At 46.9% G+C, this 18584-nt stretch carries 22 protein-coding genes and 1 other RNA gene; 13 read left to right on the top strand and 10 right to left on the bottom strand.

Annotated elements, in window-relative coordinates; translation table 11 throughout:
* Window positions 1–6: 6 nt before the first annotated feature.
* On the bottom strand, window positions 7–549 hold the full coding sequence (locus tag ACI2NF_RS06200; protein ID WP_400146570.1) for a UbiX family flavin prenyltransferase: 543 nt from the start codon (window positions 547–549) through the stop codon (window positions 7–9).
* Between the two features lie 217 nt (window positions 550–766).
* Between ACI2NF_RS06200 and ACI2NF_RS06195 the strand changes: the two genes are divergently transcribed.
* Genes ACI2NF_RS06195 through ACI2NF_RS06175 form a run of 5 tightly spaced genes read left to right on the top strand, consistent with a single transcriptional unit; the run spans window position 767 to window position 2676 of the window.
* Window positions 767–1195, top strand: a complete 429-nt coding sequence (locus tag ACI2NF_RS06195; RefSeq protein ID WP_400211289.1) for a 30S ribosomal protein S19e — start codon at window positions 767–769, stop codon at window positions 1193–1195.
* A gap of 12 nt (window positions 1196–1207) precedes the next feature.
* The gene (locus ACI2NF_RS06190; RefSeq protein WP_177971546.1) at window positions 1208–1549 is read left to right on the top strand and encodes a DNA-binding protein; all 342 of its coding nucleotides are present in this window, start codon (window positions 1208–1210) and stop codon (window positions 1547–1549) included.
* Window positions 1550–1551: 2 nt separating this feature from the next.
* Entirely contained in the window at window positions 1552–1707 is a 156-nt protein-coding gene (locus ACI2NF_RS06185) for a 50S ribosomal protein L39e (RefSeq protein ID WP_177971545.1), read from the top strand.
* Between the two features lie 8 nt (window positions 1708–1715).
* The gene (locus ACI2NF_RS06180; RefSeq protein ID WP_400146567.1) at window positions 1716–2006 is read left to right on the top strand and encodes a 50S ribosomal protein L31e; all 291 of its coding nucleotides are present in this window, start codon (window positions 1716–1718) and stop codon (window positions 2004–2006) included.
* A gap of 4 nt (window positions 2007–2010) precedes the next feature.
* Window positions 2011–2676 carry a translation initiation factor IF-6 gene (locus ACI2NF_RS06175; protein ID WP_400148940.1) on the top strand — a complete coding sequence of 222 codons (666 nt, stop codon included), beginning with the start codon at window positions 2011–2013 and terminating at the stop codon, window positions 2674–2676.
* Between the two features lie 4 nt (window positions 2677–2680).
* On the opposite strand, the gene ACI2NF_RS06170 is transcribed toward ACI2NF_RS06175, so the two are convergent.
* Window positions 2681–3325: an MBL fold metallo-hydrolase gene (locus ACI2NF_RS06170; RefSeq protein ID WP_400211227.1), complete on the bottom strand. Its 645-nt coding sequence runs from the start codon at window positions 3323–3325 to the stop codon at window positions 2681–2683.
* 87 nt (window positions 3326–3412) lie between these two features.
* Between ACI2NF_RS06170 and ACI2NF_RS06165 the strand changes: the two genes are divergently transcribed.
* Window positions 3413–4537 (top strand): DUF373 family protein, encoded by a 1125-nt coding sequence (locus tag ACI2NF_RS06165; RefSeq protein WP_177970976.1) that lies wholly within the window; start codon window positions 3413–3415, stop codon window positions 4535–4537.
* Complete coding sequence (locus tag ACI2NF_RS06160; RefSeq protein ID WP_400211226.1) at window positions 4527–5183, top strand: 6-hydroxymethylpterin diphosphokinase MptE-like protein; 657 nt, start codon at window positions 4527–4529, stop codon at window positions 5181–5183. The genes ACI2NF_RS06165 and ACI2NF_RS06160 overlap by 11 nt, the downstream gene beginning before the upstream one ends.
* On the opposite strand, the gene ACI2NF_RS06155 is transcribed toward ACI2NF_RS06160, so the two are convergent.
* On the bottom strand, window positions 5170–6759 hold the full coding sequence (locus tag ACI2NF_RS06155; RefSeq protein WP_400151930.1) for a site-2 protease family protein: 1590 nt from the start codon (window positions 6757–6759) through the stop codon (window positions 5170–5172). The two genes, ACI2NF_RS06160 and ACI2NF_RS06155, sit on opposite strands and share 14 nt — an antisense overlap.
* A gap of 101 nt (window positions 6760–6860) precedes the next feature.
* Here ACI2NF_RS06155 and ACI2NF_RS06150 point away from each other — a divergent pair, with 101 nt between their 5' ends.
* Complete coding sequence (locus ACI2NF_RS06150) at window positions 6861–7838, top strand: methanogenesis marker 2 protein (protein ID WP_400152905.1); 978 nt, start codon at window positions 6861–6863, stop codon at window positions 7836–7838.
* 2 nt (window positions 7839–7840) lie between these two features.
* Here the strand turns inward: ACI2NF_RS06150 and ffs are convergent.
* Window positions 7841–8149: signal recognition particle sRNA (ffs, locus tag ACI2NF_RS06145), an RNA gene on the bottom strand.
* 199 nt (window positions 8150–8348) lie between these two features.
* On the opposite strand from ffs, the gene ACI2NF_RS06140 reads away from it, so the two are divergent.
* The 4 genes from ACI2NF_RS06140 to ACI2NF_RS06125 all read left to right on the top strand — a co-directional run bounded on the left by ACI2NF_RS06140 (window position 8349) and on the right by ACI2NF_RS06125 (window position 12694).
* Window positions 8349–8459, top strand: coding sequence for a symporter small accessory protein (locus ACI2NF_RS06140; protein ID WP_400146555.1), 111 nt, complete (start codon window positions 8349–8351; stop codon window positions 8457–8459).
* Window positions 8456–10039 (top strand): sodium:solute symporter, encoded by a 1584-nt coding sequence (locus ACI2NF_RS06135; protein WP_400152904.1) that lies wholly within the window; start codon window positions 8456–8458, stop codon window positions 10037–10039. The genes ACI2NF_RS06140 and ACI2NF_RS06135 overlap by 4 nt, the downstream gene beginning before the upstream one ends.
* Window positions 10040–10171: 132 nt before the next feature.
* Window positions 10172–11911 (top strand): cation:proton antiporter, encoded by a 1740-nt coding sequence (locus ACI2NF_RS06130; protein ID WP_400146551.1) that lies wholly within the window; start codon window positions 10172–10174, stop codon window positions 11909–11911.
* A gap of 42 nt (window positions 11912–11953) precedes the next feature.
* On the top strand, window positions 11954–12694 hold the full coding sequence (locus ACI2NF_RS06125) for a tetratricopeptide repeat protein (protein ID WP_400148948.1): 741 nt from the start codon (window positions 11954–11956) through the stop codon (window positions 12692–12694).
* Window positions 12695–12709: 15 nt separating this feature from the next.
* On the opposite strand, the gene ACI2NF_RS06120 is transcribed toward ACI2NF_RS06125, so the two are convergent.
* The 5 genes from ACI2NF_RS06120 to ACI2NF_RS06100 all read right to left on the bottom strand — a co-directional run bounded on the left by ACI2NF_RS06120 (window position 12710) and on the right by ACI2NF_RS06100 (window position 17478).
* Entirely contained in the window at window positions 12710–14011 is a 1302-nt protein-coding gene (locus ACI2NF_RS06120) for a phenylacetate--CoA ligase family protein (RefSeq protein WP_177972165.1), read from the bottom strand.
* Between the two features lie 84 nt (window positions 14012–14095).
* Window positions 14096–14722: a YitT family protein gene (locus tag ACI2NF_RS06115; protein ID WP_400146574.1), complete on the bottom strand. Its 627-nt coding sequence runs from the start codon at window positions 14720–14722 to the stop codon at window positions 14096–14098.
* A 94-nt stretch (window positions 14723–14816) separates the two neighbouring features.
* Entirely contained in the window at window positions 14817–15779 is a 963-nt protein-coding gene (locus ACI2NF_RS06110; RefSeq protein WP_400146547.1) for an EF-Tu/IF-2/RF-3 family GTPase, read from the bottom strand.
* 4 nt (window positions 15780–15783) lie between these two features.
* Window positions 15784–16206: an amino acid-binding protein gene (locus ACI2NF_RS06105; protein ID WP_400146546.1), complete on the bottom strand. Its 423-nt coding sequence runs from the start codon at window positions 16204–16206 to the stop codon at window positions 15784–15786.
* Entirely contained in the window at window positions 16207–17478 is a 1272-nt protein-coding gene (locus tag ACI2NF_RS06100; RefSeq protein WP_400151844.1) for a phenylacetate--CoA ligase family protein, read from the bottom strand.
* A 179-nt stretch (window positions 17479–17657) separates the two neighbouring features.
* Here ACI2NF_RS06100 and ACI2NF_RS06095 point away from each other — a divergent pair, with 179 nt between their 5' ends.
* A complete protein-coding gene (locus ACI2NF_RS06095; protein WP_400146542.1) occupies window positions 17658–18299 on the top strand; it encodes a hypothetical protein in 642 nt (213 codons plus the stop codon).
* Here the strand turns inward: ACI2NF_RS06095 and ACI2NF_RS06090 are convergent.
* Entirely contained in the window at window positions 18286–18525 is a 240-nt protein-coding gene (locus ACI2NF_RS06090) for a helix-hairpin-helix domain-containing protein (RefSeq protein ID WP_177972159.1), read from the bottom strand. The genes ACI2NF_RS06095 and ACI2NF_RS06090 overlap by 14 nt on opposite strands.
* Window positions 18526–18584: the final 59 nt, after the last annotated feature.

Below are 18584 nucleotides of genomic sequence, written 5' to 3'. Positions count from 1 at the left end.
GAGACATCACTCCCATTTTTTGTAGAGATCGTGTTCTATGCTGATCTGATCCAAACATCTCCCGACAACGAAATCGATGATGTCATCGATAGTTCTAGGTTTCGAATAGAATCCCGGATTCGCATCTAGTATGCATACTCCGATCCTTGAGAGCTCATACTCATTCCTTAGGAATATCGCACTCTTCGGCGTCTCTCTGGGTATGATTATCAACCTTCTCGATTCCTTAATCGCCACAGCAGCGGCTCTGGTGATGAGCGTATCTGCTATGCCTGCATGGATCTTGGCCAATGTGCTCCCGCTGCAGGGTGCTACGAACATAGCGTCGAATTTGAAACTGCCAGACGAGATCGAGGCGAAGAGGTCATCGTCCTCGAAGGTGACATCCGCTAACGCTTTGACATCCTCTACAGAGTACCCCGTTTCATGAGGGATTATCTTCTTCGCCATCTCCGATATGACAAGTATCTTCTCGCCTGGTAGGTTCTCGAGCAAACGTATGCCGTAGATCGAACCAGATGCACCGGTGATAGCGACTACATACCTCATGGTTGGGTGATATCGTGGCAGTTAATTAATTATGGCATAGGTTTTATCTCGAGTCTTGCAATCGTTTCAATTGACACACCTCCGTCAAACGTATCGATCCATGGGCGTTTCCTTTCCTTTATTCTAAATAGTTATATAGTTGACCAATATAACGAAACTTACCGTAGCTTTGGCTATGGCCATGGCTTACGGAAGAAATCGAAAAAGAGGTAACAAAATGGTAACCGTCTATGATGTTCCCGCCGAGAAACTCATACTCAAGGTTGCAGAGAAGCTCAAGCAGAACTCTGCGATCGTGCCCCCTGAGTGGGCTGAGTTCGTGAAGACCGGTGTGCACACAGAGAAGGCTCCCTCGCAGGAGGACTGGTGGTTCACAAGGTCCGCCTCCATTATGAGGAAGCTCTATGTCAAAGGTCCTATGGGATCTTCGAAACTTGCAGCAGAATACGGTGGATATCGCGACAAAGGCACAATGCCCAACAGAGCGGTAAAGGGAAGCCGTAACATCGCTAGAAAATGTATGATTCAGCTCGAGCAGGCTGGCTACCTTGTCTCAAAGGACAAGAAGGGCCGTGCTATCAGCCCCAGCGGAATGTCTCTTCTTGACAACGCCGCCAAAGAGGTTTATGACGAGATGAACGCCTGAGGAGGTATCAGCATGGATGATCCTGAATTGGAAGCATTAAGACAGAGAAGACTTGCGGAGATGCAGGCGAACCAGCAGCAGGCAGCAGCACAGCAGCAGGCTGCGGAGAACCAGCGTCAACAGATGGAGCTTCAGAAACAGATGATTCTGAGGCAGATCCTCGTTCCAGAAGCAAGGGACAGACTCGCCAATGTGAGGGTAGCGAATCCTCAGATGGCGGACATGGTCGAAATGCAGCTCATACAGCTCGCCCAGTCAGGCAGACTCCAGGGAGTCATTACAGACGCCATGCTGAGGGACATCCTTAGACAGGTCGCCCCGCAACACAGGGAGATCAAAATCGAGAGGAGATAATCATGTCATCAACAAAACCGCCAGCCATGAAAGCCAGGCTCAACAAGTTGGTCAACCAGAACCGCCGTGTTCCCGCCTGGGTTATGATCAAGACGAACAGGCAGTTCCTCCGCCACCCTAAGAGAAGGTCCTGGCGCATGAGTAAGATCAAAGAGTGAGGGATATAATGAGTGAGGAAGTAGAGAGGATTATTACAATCCCCATGAGAGCCACGAAGATGGCACCCCGTACCAAGAGAGCAGCACGTGCGATCAAGGAGATCAGGGACAACATCGCAAGGCACATGAAAGCCGATGTAGAGAAGATCTGGATCGACAAATCACTCAACGAGAAGATTTGGGAGAGGGGAATTCAGAACCCCCCAAGGAAAATAACAGTCAAGGCAGTCAAATTCGAGGACGGCCTTGTCGAAGTTTCACTCGTTGTACCCGTAGAAACAAAAGAGAATGTAGAGTGATCGAATGATGAGACGCGCTAGCTATGATGGAAATCCGAACATCGGTGTATTCGCTGTAGCTAACGAGAGTCTCGCATTCGTAGCTCATGATGCTGTCAACGAATTCGTTAACAACATCGAACAGGCACTCGGCGTCGAGTGCATCAGAGTCACCGTGGCCGACAGTTATGTCGTTGGTTCACTCGTGGCGATGAATTCAAACGGCGCAATCGTATCGGGGCTTGCAGGAGAAAGGGAATTGGAGGTAATCCGTTCCAAGACTCCTGTGGCCCTTCTCAACGATAAACTCAATGCCGCAGGGAATAACATACTCCTCAACGACAACGGCGCGATCGTGAACCCTGAGGTCGATGATGCATCCATGAAAGAGATCGAGGATGCCCTTGGTGTGGAGTGTGTCCGTGGAACCATTGCGGATATCGTGACCGTAGGTTCCGTTTGCAGGGCCACCAACAAAGGCGTTGCTGTCTGTCCAGATGCCACAGAAGATGACATCGCACTCATAAAGGATGTCTTGAAAGTGGACAATATCGTTAAGACGACATTGAACCACGGTTGTAAATTCGTAGCTCCTGGCGTTCTTGCCAATTCAAGGGGAGCATTAGTTGGGGATCTTACAACACCCATCGAGATGGGTAAATTGGAAGAAGCGTTGGATCTCTACGATTGATCCATCAGTTATCGAATACCCAAATCTCTTTATCAACGGGCATTTCGTCCTTGTTGATGTCTATGGTCTTACCGATATTGACGATAGTTCTTTTCGATACCGATCTGATGAATGGATCCAAGTCGGATATCTCATCTATCTTCAGTCCTCCTATGCGATAGTGCATGGGGATGACGACGGATGGGTTGACGATATCTATGAGTTCCATGACCTCATCGAGTTCTAGTGTGTAATATCCTCCGATCGGTATCATCAATATATCGACACCTGCGATCTCTTTCAATACTTCTTCCGATGGTATGCATCCGAGGTCACCGCAATGACATATCGAGATGCCATCCAATCTGAAGAGACACATGGTGTTATGGCCTCTTTTCGCACCTAGTTCGTGGTCGTGGTACGTATCGAGGCCTAGGAAATCGATGCCGTGTGAATTGAATCCTCCATTGTGTGCCATGTGATCCTCATGTGCACCATCGATGGAATTCGATGCGTTATGGTCATAATGATCGTGCGACATGAGTACTATGTCTGCAGTAGCATCCGGTCTCTTCAGTCCAATGGATCTTTCATCGAATGGATCGATGATAATCTTCGTTTGTTCGTTCTGGATTAAGAAACAGGAGTGACCATACCACGTAATCTGCATAGAGTTCAGAATAAAAAGCCACAGATATATGTATTTCTAATCGCGTGAAGACGATGTTTTATATCATCGCAGGACGAATATGGTGTTGTGACAAAGACGTTGATCCTTGTCGTTGACAGGGATGATGATTTCGGAGAGAAAGGAGGTGTTGAGACACCCGTAATAGGTATAGAGGCTGCCAAAGTTGCAGCTATGAGCCTAGGTGTCGAGGATCCTGAGGACTCCGATGTCAATGCACTCTTTGCCGCTATGAACATCTATAATGATCTCATAAAGGACAATGACGATGTTGAGATCGCACTGATATGTGGGGATAAGAAGGTCGGACACAGATCGGACTCCATGTTGATCTCTGAGCTTGAGACGGTAATCGATATTGTAAAACCAGAACATGCGATACTCGTCGGAGACGGTGCAGAGGATGAGTACATTTACCCTATCATTTCTTCGCGCGTACCTATCGATTCAGTGAGGAAGGTGTATGTGAAACAGGCACCTGGTGTCGAAGGTTTCATCTACATCATATCCAAGACACTGAGGGACCCGCAGAAGAAGAAGAGATTCCTTGCACCAATAGGGATACTATTCTGTTTCATCGCTTTGGTATACATACTGGCGGATATCTCTGCATTCGTAGCTACCAATTCGGTGTCATATCTCTTCTCGATGACTGCGCCGATGGTCGTATTCCTGATAGGCGGCCTTACGCTGATATATGCGTATGATGCCGTCGATATCACCTATGGATATATCGATCTGATAAGGGGTGAATTGAAATCACCCAGCATAACGCTGACATTCAAGATATTGTCCGCTGTGCTGTTCCTGACGGCGGTAGTCATCGCCTTGTTCTCGATAAAGGATGTGTTGAACAATGGGATATTGTTCGTAACGATGGAATTCCTATCGAGTTTCCTTTGGCCATTCGCATTCTCTATGTTCCTGAATTACATGGGACAGACCATCAATGATTATGTGGAGACAAAAGAGCTCCCATATGGTCTTATCACGACCATCGTGACGATCATGGGATTCAGTTTCATCGTACAAGGGGTGGTCGATTTCCTCAAGAATTATATGGGGTATGGTACCGTGGATGTCTTCGTGGTCCTTGTGGAATTCCTGATCGGTGTTGTTTCGATAATCGCGTCGAGCGTATTCACTGTCATCAGGAAGAATTCTTCAGTCGAGGAAATTGCAGATGAGATTTGAGGAGTGGTCTCCAATCTATGAATCCATCATATCGGATATGGGTTATGACAGGTCATCAGATGAGGCATCAGCTAGATTGTTGAAGGTGTTGATGGTCAATGCCGATATGATAACGTCTGACGAATTGTCGTCGATGATCGGAGAAGAGGTATCAATATTCGGTTCTGCAGCAAGATTGGAGACTGATATCAGAGATTCATCTCCACAAGGTACGTTGATATCTGCTGGTTCGGCGACATCTCGTGTGATGGCAATGGGACTGATGCCCGACATCGTCGTTACAGATTTGGATGGAGATATCGACAACCAGATCAAGGCATCGGATAAAGGGGCTGTGACAATCATGCACGCCCACGGTGACAATGAGGATCTCATTATGAGGTATGCAAAAGAATTCCGTGGGAAGGTATTGATTACAACACAATCGAAGCCTGATAACATCCTTTGTAATTTCGGCGGATTCACTGACGGAGACAGGGCTGTTTGTATCGCAAGGCATTTCGGATGTTCGAAGATAAGACTCTACGGTTTCGATTATGATGCGCCGTACCCAAAGGATGGAAGCGACCCTGATATCAAATTGAAGAAACTTCAATGGGCGAAGAGGATAATCGGGGATGCCCCCGATATCATCAGATCACCATGACGAGGATCACGAGCACCACCATGGCCAATGTGACATAGGTGACCGCTGTACCTATCCTTTCCACGAGCGATTCTCTTTTCTCATCGTCCTTCATTCCGAATTTCTCGAGTATGAAGCTGAGTCCGCCCATGAAGAGGAAACCTCCATCGAACGGTACTGCAGGAAGTGCGTTAGTGATTCCGAGTACAAGGTTCAACCAGAATATCCAGAATATGAGGCTCATCACAACCCAGAACACATCGTCAGGGAGTATGTTGCTGTCATACCACCAGTGCGTGGCTTCTGGGACAGGTGAGTATCCGCCGAATGCATTCCCTACGAATGAAAGGAGTCCGTAGAGTTTCTGGTCGACGGTATCGCGTCCATTGAATGGATTGATTCCCTTAGCTATCGTGTTGTTTGGCGTTGTGAATCCGAATCCTGCTGTATTTGTCGTGATACCAAGGTATCCTACATCATTCTTGTCACCGAGTGTGACCGTAGTCACTTGTGCGGTAGTGTCAAGTTCCCCGTCTTTATACTCAAACCATTTGATACGCACATTATCGTTCGGTTGTGTACTGCTCATAAATTTACTGAAGTCAAGGTGAGATCCAATAATGACCTCTTCCTCATCCTCTGAGGGGTTACGATCACTGCCAATGATCTTAGTAATGCTGTACAACATGGAACCGCTGAAGATATGCTTATTATCGGCTGGCGACCCTGCCATCACTTTGTAGATGAAAGTACCTAAGACGACATTTTTCGTTTCTATCGTCCCTTTATAATTGTATGTTACGGAATATGTCCCGCAATGTGTTATGTTATCGAAGAAATCAGAAAGGGAGTTGGTCTCATAGGTGCCTGTATCATCTGTTATCGAGAGTATGATCGATGTATTCGGTATCCCTGAGTCGAATGCAGGCGATGAATCGGCAATACCGAACACGGCGGGATTGTCTCCGTAATCGCTGCTGATGCCCGATGTCATTCCGCAGAATACGAGTATGAATGTGATCATGGCGACGAAGAAGTTCGTTGTTATTCCAGCAGCATATAGGTCCATCCTAGCTCTTCTGCTACATTTTTGGACCTGATCGTTGTTCGGTTCAACAAAAGCTCCCAGAGGAACGATACAGTGAATGATGCCCGTATTCTCGACATCCATATCATTCGCTTTCGTCTGTATTCCGTGTGCGACCTCATGTACGACCATGGCAATGATCAATCCGATCCAACCATACACAATCGGTAGAACGGGATTGATACCAGGGATGGCAAGGACATAGGTGACGCCTAATCCAGCGGTACTGCTCATCTTCGGGATTATGAGCATATCTATGACCAATATTGAGACCATACCGATCATTAGGATCGCTGTGACGATCCATGAAACAACACCACAGACTCTCCAAAAGCGCTTATGCTTTCCGAGACGCGTCATGAGGTCTATTCCCCATCTTGTCTTCAGCATTATCAGTACACTCGATGTGACCAACCCATGCTCTTTACACCATTTGCTCCTCTTCACAAATATGAAAGTGGGCACATACAAAATCGCTAGGATTATCAAAGCGAGCAACTGAGGTTCCATGAATACCGCTTCTTCGTAATCTATCGATAGTATTTTTATTCTACCCAGATTGAAGGATATAAGGGTGTCATTTTAGTAGTATGAGTGATTTAGGATAGTGTATGGAACTAGATGGCATAATCAAGGCAATAAGAGAGTTCCCTGGCATCACAAGGAAGAAAACGATTCAAGACGTAGTTAGATTCCTTCCCACGCATACATTCGCCAGTGTATTCGCATCAGAGGGAGAGGATGCTGCTGCCATCGAGTTCGGAGATGACCTTATCCTGTTCGCTGCGGACGGTATAATGGAATCTCTTTTGAAGACCAATCCGTTCTATGCAGGTTATTTCGCAGTGTTGGTGAATGTCAATGACATCGCTGCGATGGGCGGTAAAGCGTTGGCGATGGTCGATGTGATATCCGTCAAAGATGACAGGATATGCTCGCAGATGCTGAAAGGCATGGAACGTGCTGTGAAGAAATTCAATGTTCCTATCGTCGGGGGGCATACGCATCCTGATTGTATGTATCACGCCATCGATATCTCGATAATCGGTTCTGTTCCGAAGGATCAGGTCATACTCAGTAGCACTGCGAAGGATGGGGACGATATCGTATTCGTAATGGATACGGACGGTTTCTACCCACCGGACCTCAGATATGCATGGGATACCACTACGAACAAAGAGGACAGGATCGTCCAAGAGCAGATGGCCGCTATGTGCGATGTGGCCTCTGAGAAATTGACGCATGCAGCTAAGGACATGAGCAATCCTGGTTGTATAGGGACCCTGGGGATGCTGTTGGAGACATCATCGATGGGAGGCTATGTGGATGTTGACAAGATACCAACTCCGAAAGGCGTTGATTTCATCCAATGGATTCTTTCGTATCAGGGATGCGGATTCGTATTCTCATGCCCCCCAGAGAATTCACAGCGCATAATCGACATATTCAAGGCTGTAAAATGTGACGGCGCTATAGTGGGTAAGGTGGATTCATCACAGATCCTGAGATTGAGATCAGGTGATGAGGAACGTGTTCTCTTCGATTTTAATAGCGATATAATAACTGGTTGCAAACCGAGAAAGCAATGAAGTGCTAGGCCACAAAGGTGGACGTCATTTCCACGTCAAGTTTAACACATCGCTTCTCGACTCCGCTACCCTGCGAACTTTAGTAGTTCAGGGTAAGGCTGCTCCCGTCAGGACCTGACCCGGTTTCCCCGATTAGCATGAACTCGGCCATCCTCCGACGGCTCTGGACATGGACACTAATCCCGCAAGACAGAATCTCATCGTCACTCAGTGGGCTTGAGGTTTCCACGGCGCCGCCCCTTGCTGTCACCTCCGCGTATTGACGGTTTCGGTATACAAGGATACGCCAAGCATCCCGGTCAAGCCTAGCATCAACCCCATGGTCCGTTCGATATTAAATCATTTTCCGTTATTTGCGGACTGATCTGCGATGAAGATGTCGAAAATACGATATTCTGTTGCCATAAATATCACATCTTTCAGTAAGGTGCACCTATCGAATTTATATATGATATCAAAGATGGGGTGATGCCGTGATAGATGTTAGCACGGCACAAAGGAGAAAAGAGAATGTTCGGAATCACAGACCCGATGATATGGGCCGCATATGCAGGATCCATACTGACGGTGATATTCTGTTGCGTATACGGTTGGCTTAAGAGAGACGGGGGTGATGAATGATGGACTCCACCATATTCTTGGTGATGGCAGCATTGTTCATCATCGTGACTTTGGGATTAGGCCTTCTCGCATATAAGCGTGTCAGAAGTTCCGAAGAATTCCTTCTTGGCGATAGGAACACACATCCAGTCATATTGGCATTGTCGTACGGCGCAACATTTCTGAGCGCATCCGCGATCGTAGGTTTCGGCGGACAGTCGGCCAAATATGGATTATCCATGATATGGTTGGTGTTCCTGAACCTGTTCCTAGGTCTTGCAGTGGCATTCATCGTCTTCGGTAAACCTACAAGAAAATTGGGTGCGAAATTAGGTGCATTCACATTCGCGGATTTTCTTGGTAAGAGATTCGAATCGCCATCAATAAGGACGTTCACGGCAGTGATCGTGCTAGTCGGTATGCCAATCTACTGTGCAGCTGTACTTCTTGGAGGTGTGAACTTCCTCAACGTGATGTTAGATATCGATAGGAATACCGTATTGTTGATATTCGCACTCATCACAGGTATCTACGTCGTATACGGCGGATTGATCGCTGTGATGTACAACGATGCACTACAGGCAGGTATAATGTTCGTCGGCATGATCGTCATCTTCGTATTCTCTATTATAACGTTCGGAGGAATAGATGGCGACATCAATTCCACATGGAACATGGCGATCGCCTCATCGACCAAACTGCAGGAACTTGCCAGCCAGGGTATGGTGGATTGGGGTTCCATGCCAGAATTCGGTTCACAGGTTTGGCTCACGGTCGTCACGACATTCCTCATGGGTGTCGGTATCGGAGCCCTTGCCCAGCCACAATTGGTCATAAGATTCATGACAGCGAAGGATGACAAGGCGATGTCAAGGTCACTGATTATCGGCAGCATATTCATGCTCGTCATCGTCGGAAGTGCATACACCATCGGTGCATTCTCTAACATGTTCTTCTTCGATAGATACGGTGAAGCTGCTATCGATCATGTTGCGAACGTCGATATGATCATGCCCACATTCATCGTCGATCTCTTCAGTGAGGTTACATTCGGAGATGTATTCGTTTCCCTGTTCGTATTGGCGTTGTTATGTGCATCTATCAGTACGATGAGTGCATTGCTGCACGTGATGGGTTCATCGGGAGGATACGATCTCGCAACGGTGATCGCAAGGAAGAGAGGCAAACTCGAACAGAACAAGGATTACAGATCACTTAGGCTGAACAGGATGGTCACAGCAGTCATGTTGGTAGTAGTCGTCGTACTTGCATACCTGATGCCTTCCAACATCATTGCGAAAGCGACATCCATATTCATGGGATTGATGGCCGCTACGTTGCTTCCGTCATATGTCTACGCTCTCTACGCCAAGGGTGAACCTAACAAGAACGCTGCGATATTCAGTATCGCTATCGGAGCGATCGTATGGGCGATATGGGGATTCTTCGTATCAGTATCGATCGCTGCGGTGATCGGTACGCCGATGGTACCCATGGGATTATGGAACTACGTGGACCCCTTGGTCATCGCTCTTCCGTTATCCGCAATAGCATTATTGGTCGGGAACAAGCTGTTCCCAGACAATGCTTCGAAGGCATGATTATCAAGATCATACTCCGGCCCTCTAGGGGGTCGGAGTGCGTATCGCTTTATTCTTCAAATTCGATTTTTCCTGTGACTTGCATACAGTTCACTGGGTAATTTGATAAACGGGTATCATATTCGGTTTTTCATGGAAGAGCTCGAATTCCTCGTGAATATGACCATAATGCTCGTTAGCGCGGGTATTTGTTCGGTCATCTTCAACAAGTTGAAGATGCCGCCGATCATCGGTTATCTTCTCGCAGGTATACTGATCGTGAATGTGCTTGAAGGTCCATTCAAAATAACGCTGAATGGAGAGATCATCGATAATCTGTCGCATCTCGGTTTAGTGATGTTGATGTTCGGTATCGGAATGGAACTGGATATCGACAAACTGAAGAATGATGGTAAATTTGCGATGATAGTAGCCATAATACAATTGCCTCTAATGATGATGATCGGTTATGTTTCGGGTTCGTTCCTCGGTCTCACGCCATCTGCATCCATAGCTCTTGGTGCGATAATCTCGGGTTCTTCTACAGCTGTCGTCGCAGAAGTCTTGAAGATGCAGAAACGCATATCCAAAGAGACTGCCGAGACACTCATCCTTGTCACGATCATGGAGGATATAGGTCAGGTCATAATCCTGTCGATGGTAACGCCTATCTTCGCTGGCGGTACGATGGGCATGTCCGAGATGACCACGCTCATTCTGAAGATCATAGTGTTCATGATTGTCATCATCGCGATCGGCGTCAAATTCATGCCTCGTATCCTCGATTGGATCGGTGACAATACATCACAGGAAGTCCTCCTCATCGTATCCGTCGGACTCTGTTTCGGTTTAGCATACCTTTCGCACATGGTCGGACTCTCCATGGCGGTCGGAGCATTCCTTATGGGCGTTACTTTGTCGAGATCTAAATTCAAGATGAATCTGTTCGATAAGGTCGAACCGATGAAGGAGCTTTTCATGTCGATATTCTTCATATCGATAGGAATGAAGGTCGTGTTCGGCGAATTCATAGATAACTTCGGATTGGCCGTTGCGATCGTGGTCATATTCATGCTCGGTAAGTTCGTTACCGTCTTCATCGGTTACTTCGTCGGCAACAAGAACTACGTCGATTGTTTCTCCTGTTCCATATCTTTGATGGCAATGGGAGAGTTCGCATTCATCATCGCAGGAGAGGCATTGAAGACGAACGTCATAACTTCAGGATTCTACTCTGCCGTGATCGGTGCATCGCTTCTTTCGATGATCATATTGCCGTTGATCTCCAGATACACATTCAGAGTGGTGGATGCCGTCGAGGAGAAGAAACCGAAACTTCTCTGCTCCGTTGGTAATTGGGCGTTCAATACGCGTGATAGAGTTTACGGATTGTTGCAGAGTGCAGGTATAGGCAATAGGATCAGGAATAACATCTATACGGTGTATGGTTCCATCGTATCGATCATCTTCATCGAGATAATATTCACATCGTTCATGGATTTCCTCTTGGAACAGATCGTCTCATTCTTCGGATGCGACAGAAGCATAGGATTCATGTTGCTAATGCTCATGAATCTCTTGGCATTATTCTCACCGACATTGTTCCTCGTAAGGAGTGTGAAAGGTATCAACAAGGCACTTATCGAGGCCAGTGAGAAGAATGGTACAGAGATGGATAGGATATACTATGGTATCCTTCAATTCGGTACAATCACATTCGTATTTGTCATAGATCTTCTGATCATGATCGTGTCCCCAGGACCGTTCGGATACGTCTATCTGATCAGTATCGCACCAGTGATAATCGCTTTGCTCTTGGTGTATTTCCTTTACGCGAGGTACAAGTACAAGAAAGGAGAGGACATACTGGATGAGGAGAATCGTAGAAAATGAACAGAGCCCTTGGGTTCTGTTATCCGAACCGATGTGATCAGGATGTCTTTGTTCAAGAAGATGACCGAACGTGAGAAAGGCCTAAGAGAGAAGGCTGAATCCGGTGATGCTGATGCGATGATCCAACTGTTCTTGGATTACGCGCATGGTACGAACGATATCAAAGCCAATGAACAGATCGCCGTAAGATGGTTGAACATGGCTTTGGAAGCAGGTGATGCCAGGGCTATGGGCTACAAAGGCATACTCTTGCATAAGCAGAAGAAATATCAGAAGGCTGTAGAACTATTGAACGATGCCTATGAAGCAGGGTTCAAGGATGTGGCATTCACACTTTACATGTATTATTCTGAGAAGCCGATGTTGGATGAGACCAAGGCTACGCATTGGATCGAGATCTCCGCTAACGATACGCAAACAGCAAGCAGTCAGATCAAGGCTGGGAACAGATATCTCCTTGGGAAAGGCGTAGACAAGGATCTTTCCAAAGGGAAACAATGGATCGACAAGGCATTCATCAACGCAAAAGCGGATAAGAACGACAAGGCTGAATGCTACGGCTCATATGGTTACATCCATCAAGAGAATGGGGAATCACAGAAAGCGAAGGAATGTTATCTCGAAGCTATCAAGATGGGCCGTTTCGAATATTCATTCCTATTGGCCGGTATATTCGAGAAGGAAGGCAATTTGGAGAAGGCACTGGAGTATTATCAATACGGTGCAGACCACGATGTGCCTGCCTGTAAACCTGAATTGAAAAGGTTGAAGAAGATGGGGTGATGCCCTAGGAGGGCGTCACTCATACGATCTGTTATCGATGACGTGTTTCGATTTTCCTTCGAATCTTTGGAGTGTCTTCGGCAATGCGAGTCTTACCTCAGCTTTTATGTTCAACACTTCCTTGAGTCTGCTGTCGAGTTTCTTCGCCATCTTCGCCAGTTCAGTGGTGTCATCTGTGAGCGAGTTCTCATTCAATTCCACCTCCACCAGCATATGATCGGAGTAGTTCTTGTTATCCAACGTTATCATGTAGAATGGGCTGAGGAAAGGCATCTCTCCGATAACAGCCTCTATCTGCGATGGGAACACGTTGATTCCCTTGACAACGAGCATATCGTCGGATCTTCCGGTGATCCTGTCGAGTCTGGGGTGTGTCCTTCCGCATTTGCACCTTTCCCATGTTATGCTGGTGATGTCCCCGATCCTATATCTTATGAGGGGGAATGCTTCCTTCTTCAGCATGGTGACGACCACATTTCCCTTCTGTCCATCAGGGACAGGGTTGTCATTGTCATCGAGTATCTCGATCAAAGCAAGATCCGCCCATACATGGACTCCACATTGTTCCTTGCATTCAAGGAACATTGGACCATAGAATTCGGATGCACCGTAACAGTTGTGGACACGGATGCCTGTCCTGTCCTGAAGTTTCTTCCTCATGGATTCGGACCATGGTTCTCCGCCTGCGATCGCCAATCTGAGTTTGGTGTCCTTCCTGATATCGATACCTCTCTCATCGCATGTGTCTGCGATGTGGAAGAGGTATGATGGTGTTCCTGCGATCGCCGTCACAGGGAGATCGCACATCAGATCTATCTGACGGTTGGTGTTACCTGTACTTATCGGAAGCACGGTCGCCCCGAGTCTTGTCGCAGCATCATGGACTCCGATGCCTCCCGTGAACAATCCATATCCATGGGCGTTCTGGAGCATATCCGATTTTGACATACCGAATGAGACCATCCCCCTATCGAGGGATTCAGCCCAATTATCGAGATCGTTCCTTGTGTATCCAACGACCGTAGGCTTACCTGTCGTTCCGGATGAAACATGTATCCTCACTAGGTCATCATATGGTCTTACGAAGAGTTTGTCAGGGTAATTGTCCCTGAGATCCGTCTTCTTCATGAATGGGAGCTTTCTGATGTCATCAAGTGTTTTTATGTCCTCAGGTTTAACGCCTGCAGCATCCATCCTCTCGCGATAGAACTTCGAATCCCTGTATGTGTTCTTCACAAGTTCTTTAAGGAGTTCAAGTTGCATTGCTTTGAGGTCCTCTTTGGGCATCGTCTCGATCTTCTCATTCCAGTATGTCATTGGATCACTCTACCGTGCTAAGATATAACACGGATATTTGGTATAATGTGGACTCCGATATATAGTAATCGATTGTAGAGGGGCTTACTCGCCTTTAGGAACTATCTTGATCTCTATCGGTTCGTAGCCGATCCACCCCATGAATCCTGTCCTGTGCATGATCCTGATGAACAGATTGATCATCGGACCGACAGCGATGATAAACAGTATCGTCCCTTCCTTTATCCCGGATATCTCCGGGAGGAATGACGCGGATATGAGTATGGATGTCATGATGCATGCAACATCGAATCCGATCTTGGTGTGTCCAAAGTTCCAATCCTTCACACAGGCGAGGAATCTTACGAAGAAGTCACCTGGTAGCATGGAGACCGAGGATGCGATGCTCAGCGCTATGCCTAATGCCAATAATATGACAGATATGATCTCGATGACCCATTTGGCGAGATAATCTGTCGGACATATGCTTTCGAATACTATCAGGAATACGTCGCACATGTAGCTGAAGACCATCACGAAGATGACGCTCAATGCGTAGAACGGTTTGTAGTTGTGTCTCATCACAGCTATTCCGCCGAGGAATAAGAGGAAATTGAAGGTGAATGTCCACATCCCGAAACTCATCGTCCCTGGTATCAGACTCAATGTGTATGGTACGGATGAGATTGGGGATACGCCGAGCGACGCTTTTGTAGAAAGGGAGGCCGACATCGACATCAGTATCATCGATGCTAGGAAAATGACAGTTTTTCTGAATCTGTTCTTCATGTTGAGAAGGTTTGTGGGGATCCACCCCACAAGATGTTCATTCGAGGATGAATGAACCTACCACTCTGAGCTTTCCGCCTTCGAGATACATCATCATGGCTTTGTCGCCAGGCTTGTGTATGATATCCGAGTCGAATTCCATCTCAAGCATAGGTGATCTGAAATCACCGTCGTCCTTGGATGACGTCACACGGCAGGGCACCATCTGCATCCAATGTCCTATGTGGATGACCATTCCGTCTTTGATCGGATTCGGCCAGAATTTGACCAATGTGGCCTTAGCTGTGACCTTACGCGTCATTTTGATGGACGGGTCAGTGGTTGCGACATATCCTCTGTCCAATTCGTCGGATTCAATACCTCTCAATGCAAGTCCTACGTGGTCGCCTTTGATACCATCTGCCGCATCGATGTCATGCTTCTGTATGGATTTCAGGATGACCTCTTTCTTGATCGGATAGATCTGCATCTTGTCGTGAACCTTGAAGTATCCGTCTATGACGGAACCGAGAACGACGGTACCGACACCTTTGACATTGAAGTGACTGTCTATCGGACATGAGCCACATGTTCCATTGCCTGCTTCCTTCTTGGTGTTGCAGGCAAGGTCTATGAGCATCTCCCTCGTCTTAATCGGATCGTCCTCGAGTGGTTCGTAGTTCTCAAGGGATGTCCCTGCGAGAAGCGGTTTCAATTGTTCGGGTTGGATATAGTTCCTGAGGACCATCCATCCTTTATCGATTCCAAGCGAATCGATCATCACAATCGTTTCTCCAAGGAAACTGTCTATCTTCTCGACGACCAATATGGCGTACTCTGCCATGGATACCGAGTAGAACAACGATGAGAGTTTCTCAGGGTATTTCGTAGGTTCGATGAGAGTGACGGAATCATTCCCTTTCTTCAATTCGAAGAAGGTCATATCTGTAACGGTACCCTTCTTCCCTACCTCGGATGCGAAGTTATTGCTTCCTGCGACAACGACATTGAGATTGCCCATGCACTCACAGGTCCTTTTCCGTTATGACTTTCATCTTGGCATCTTTGAATGCCTTGATCGCGGATTCGGGATCGTCGACCCTGAGGAATATGATGGGTTCGTCAGAGCCTTCATGTGCATATCCGTATTCGATGTTGATATCTGATTCTCCCAACACATTCGCTGCGGAGAAGAGTCCGCCAGGCACATCCGCTACGGAGACTGCGACGAGTTCCGTCTTCTTTATGATCAGATTCTTCGACATCAACCTGTCATATGCTTCATCAGGGTTATCCACGATAGCCCTGAATACGCCGAATCCTGATGACTCGGATATGTTGAACGCTTTCAGATTGACATTGCATTCCTTCAACACCTTTGCCATATTAGCAAGGCTTCCAGGTTCGTTGTTCACGAATATTGAGAGTTGAGTTATCATATCATTCATTCATAACACCCTGTTGTCGATCACTCTTTTTGCCTTACCTTCGAATCTTGGAAGGGTTTCAGGTTCTTTAAGATCTACCTTAACAGCGATGTTCAGGTATTTCTTCATCTCGGCCTCTATCTTCGATTTGAGCATCATCATATCGGTCATCTTATCGCTGAATGCCTCGTTCTTGAGTTCAACCTGAACGATCATCTCATCCAGGGATCCCTTCCTGTTGACGATTATCATGTATTGATTCCCGACCTCAGGGATCTGCATGAGTGTGTGCTCCACCTGTGATGGGAATACGTTGATGCCTCTTATGATGAGCATATCGTCGGATCTTCCCTTGATCCTCTCTATCCTCGGGGATGTCCTTCCGCAAGGACATTCATCATTGAGTAAGCATGTGAGGTCCTTGATCCTGTATCTGATGAGTGGGAATGCTTCTTTTTTAAGCATCGTGACGACCATCTCGCCCTTTTGTCCGGGTTCGAGCACCTCTCCGGTCTCGGGATCGATTATCTCCACATAGACCATATCCGATTGCATGTGGATCCCTTTACGTTCCTCGCATTCGGTGAACATAGGCCCCGCCATCTCCGATGTTCCGTAGATGTCGTATGCTTTGACACCCATAGATGACTCGATGTGTGCTCTCATGCTCTCCGTCCAAGGTTCTGCACCGACGACGGCTTTTCTGAGTTTCGTATCCCTTCTTATGTCGATGCCCATCTTCTCCGCAACTTCTCCGATATGGATGAGGTATGAGGGTGTGCATGCGATGACAGTGACGCCAAGATCGACCATCAATTCGATCTGACGTTCTGTGCTTCCTGTTCCTGACGGCAATACGGTGGCACCGACCCTCTCTGCTCCATAGTGGAGTCCGAGACCGCCTGTGAACAATCCGTATCCGTATGATACCTGCATTGTGTCATCCTTTCCGATACCTACGGATGTAAGGGATCTTGCGAGTGCCTCGCTCCAATAATCAAGGTCACCGTTTGTGTAACCTACGAGCGTAGGTTTACCAGTGGTGCCTGATGAGACGTGATATCTTATGACGTCCTTCTGTGGGACGGTGAACAATCCTGTGGGGTAGTTGTCCCTCAGGTCCTGTTTGTACATGAATGGGAGTTTGGAAACGTCGCTCAGACATTGGATATCTTCGGGACGTACATTCGCCTCCTTCATCCTGTTGTGATAGAACTGGTTAAATTCGTACAAGTGGGAAACAAGTTTCTTCACACTCTCATACTGCATTTTTTCCATTTCTTTCTTCGGCATACATTCCATTTTCGAGTCCCAATACATATTCAGGCCTCCTGATTGCCCTATTTATAGGCGTATAATAAAGATTACGTATGATATATCGGAGGGAGTAGGTCATCCCGATCGAACATGATGTAAGGAATGGTCGATGGAATGCACATATGATTATATCGTCGTGACATGATTGACAGCCTATGACGATACACGACGAACTCATCGACTTGATGTCATCATGCAGGGATGATGCGGAGTATATGAATTCCAATGTATCGAGGACCGAGGGCGATCCCAGAGGCACATGTTTTTGGTATATGTACAACAGGATCAAGATCACCGAGGAGATAATATCTGTCTACGACAAGAGATGGAATCCTGATATTCTTTCTAAATTGGATGAATCGAGCATATCGGAGATCCATGACAGGATCGTGACTGTCACAAGGGATATGTTCGTGGATATAGTGTCGGCGATAGAGAAGGGGACGAAGGATTGTCTCAAGATGTATCCTTCCTCTGGAATCAAGGAATCAACCCTCAAGAAGGCAAATCGACTCTATCTTAGGAACATAATGCTATCATCATGCGAAGCGGGTGTGATAACAGAGAATGATCTGGGCAGATGGGATGATGTGCTGTTGATAAGGAATCTGGCGGTGCATGAGAATTCTGTATCAGATAGAACGACCAGATTGGCGATATCGGACATCGAGATTATAATGAGAGCTGGAAGGATGATGAAAGGTCCCATGGACACCTACATAGTTCTGACGGAATTAGCTCTGAAACTGTTCTACGATTGGCTCATATCCATGCATGAGAGATTCAATCGTCCTTGACAGCGCCTTTGTTGACCATTCCGACAGCGATCTTGAGCATCTTCTGCATACACGGTTCTGCGTAGAAGTCCTTCCTCACGGTCAATGCGCTGTACATCTCGTCAGGATCCTTCCCTTTGAGATCCTCGATGTTCCTTATTCCGAGGAGATACATCCCCAGGCAGCATTTCTCGCTTACAGAGGGGATCTTTCTGAGTCTTGCGATGACCTCTTCCTGTTCATCCATGTTCAGTATAAACAGATGCATCATAATAAAAACATCGTTGCGGTATCGCTATGTACTTG

The organism is Candidatus Methanarcanum hacksteinii (assembly GCF_964305265.1).
Classification (GTDB): Archaea; Thermoplasmatota; Thermoplasmata; order Methanomassiliicoccales; family Methanomethylophilaceae; genus Methanarcanum; species Methanarcanum hacksteinii.
Note: the sequence above shows the minus strand (reverse complement) of the source record. Positions and strands in the feature narration are given on the sequence as shown.

Bases quoted from the DNA above. Each gene is read 5' to 3' on its own strand.
- ACI2NF_RS06190 (WP_177971546.1), top strand. From the start codon at position 1,208: ATGGATGATCCTGAATTGGAAGCATTAAGACAGAGAAGACTTGCGGAG.
- ACI2NF_RS06125 (WP_400148948.1), top strand. From the start codon at position 11,954: ATGTCTTTGTTCAAGAAGATGACCGAACGTGAGAAAGGCCTAAGAGAG.
- ACI2NF_RS06120 (WP_177972165.1), bottom strand. From the start codon at position 14,011: ATGACATACTGGAATGAGAAGATCGAGACGATGCCCAAAGAGGACCTC.
- ACI2NF_RS06155 (WP_400151930.1), bottom strand. From the start codon at position 6,759: ATGGAACCTCAGTTGCTCGCTTTGATAATCCTAGCGATTTTGTATGTG.
- ACI2NF_RS06185 (WP_177971545.1), top strand. From the start codon at position 1,552: ATGTCATCAACAAAACCGCCAGCCATGAAAGCCAGGCTCAACAAGTTG.
- ACI2NF_RS06095 (WP_400146542.1), top strand. From the start codon at position 17,658: ATGACGATACACGACGAACTCATCGACTTGATGTCATCATGCAGGGAT.
- ACI2NF_RS06135 (WP_400152904.1), top strand. From the start codon at position 8,456: ATGATGGACTCCACCATATTCTTGGTGATGGCAGCATTGTTCATCATC.
- ACI2NF_RS06200 (WP_400146570.1), bottom strand. From the start codon at position 549: ATGAGGTATGTAGTCGCTATCACCGGTGCATCTGGTTCGATCTACGGC.
- ACI2NF_RS06150 (WP_400152905.1), top strand. From the start codon at position 6,861: ATGGAACTAGATGGCATAATCAAGGCAATAAGAGAGTTCCCTGGCATC.
- ACI2NF_RS06090 (WP_177972159.1), bottom strand. From the start codon at position 18,525: ATGGATGAACAGGAAGAGGTCATCGCAAGACTCAGAAAGATCCCCTCT.
- ACI2NF_RS06110 (WP_400146547.1), bottom strand. From the start codon at position 15,779: ATGGGCAATCTCAATGTCGTTGTCGCAGGAAGCAATAACTTCGCATCC.
- ACI2NF_RS06130 (WP_400146551.1), top strand. From the start codon at position 10,172: ATGGAAGAGCTCGAATTCCTCGTGAATATGACCATAATGCTCGTTAGC.
- ACI2NF_RS06160 (WP_400211226.1), top strand. From the start codon at position 4,527: ATGAGATTTGAGGAGTGGTCTCCAATCTATGAATCCATCATATCGGAT.
- ACI2NF_RS06180 (WP_400146567.1), top strand. From the start codon at position 1,716: ATGAGTGAGGAAGTAGAGAGGATTATTACAATCCCCATGAGAGCCACG.
- ACI2NF_RS06170 (WP_400211227.1), bottom strand. From the start codon at position 3,325: ATGCAGATTACGTGGTATGGTCACTCCTGTTTCTTAATCCAGAACGAA.
- ACI2NF_RS06100 (WP_400151844.1), bottom strand. From the start codon at position 17,478: ATGCCGAAGAAAGAAATGGAAAAAATGCAGTATGAGAGTGTGAAGAAA.
- ACI2NF_RS06195 (WP_400211289.1), top strand. From the start codon at position 767: ATGGTAACCGTCTATGATGTTCCCGCCGAGAAACTCATACTCAAGGTT.
- ACI2NF_RS06175 (WP_400148940.1), top strand. From the start codon at position 2,011: ATGATGAGACGCGCTAGCTATGATGGAAATCCGAACATCGGTGTATTC.
- ACI2NF_RS06105 (WP_400146546.1), bottom strand. From the start codon at position 16,206: ATGAATGATATGATAACTCAACTCTCAATATTCGTGAACAACGAACCT.
- ACI2NF_RS06140 (WP_400146555.1), top strand. From the start codon at position 8,349: ATGTTCGGAATCACAGACCCGATGATATGGGCCGCATATGCAGGATCC.
- ACI2NF_RS06115 (WP_400146574.1), bottom strand. From the start codon at position 14,722: ATGTCGGCCTCCCTTTCTACAAAAGCGTCGCTCGGCGTATCCCCAATC.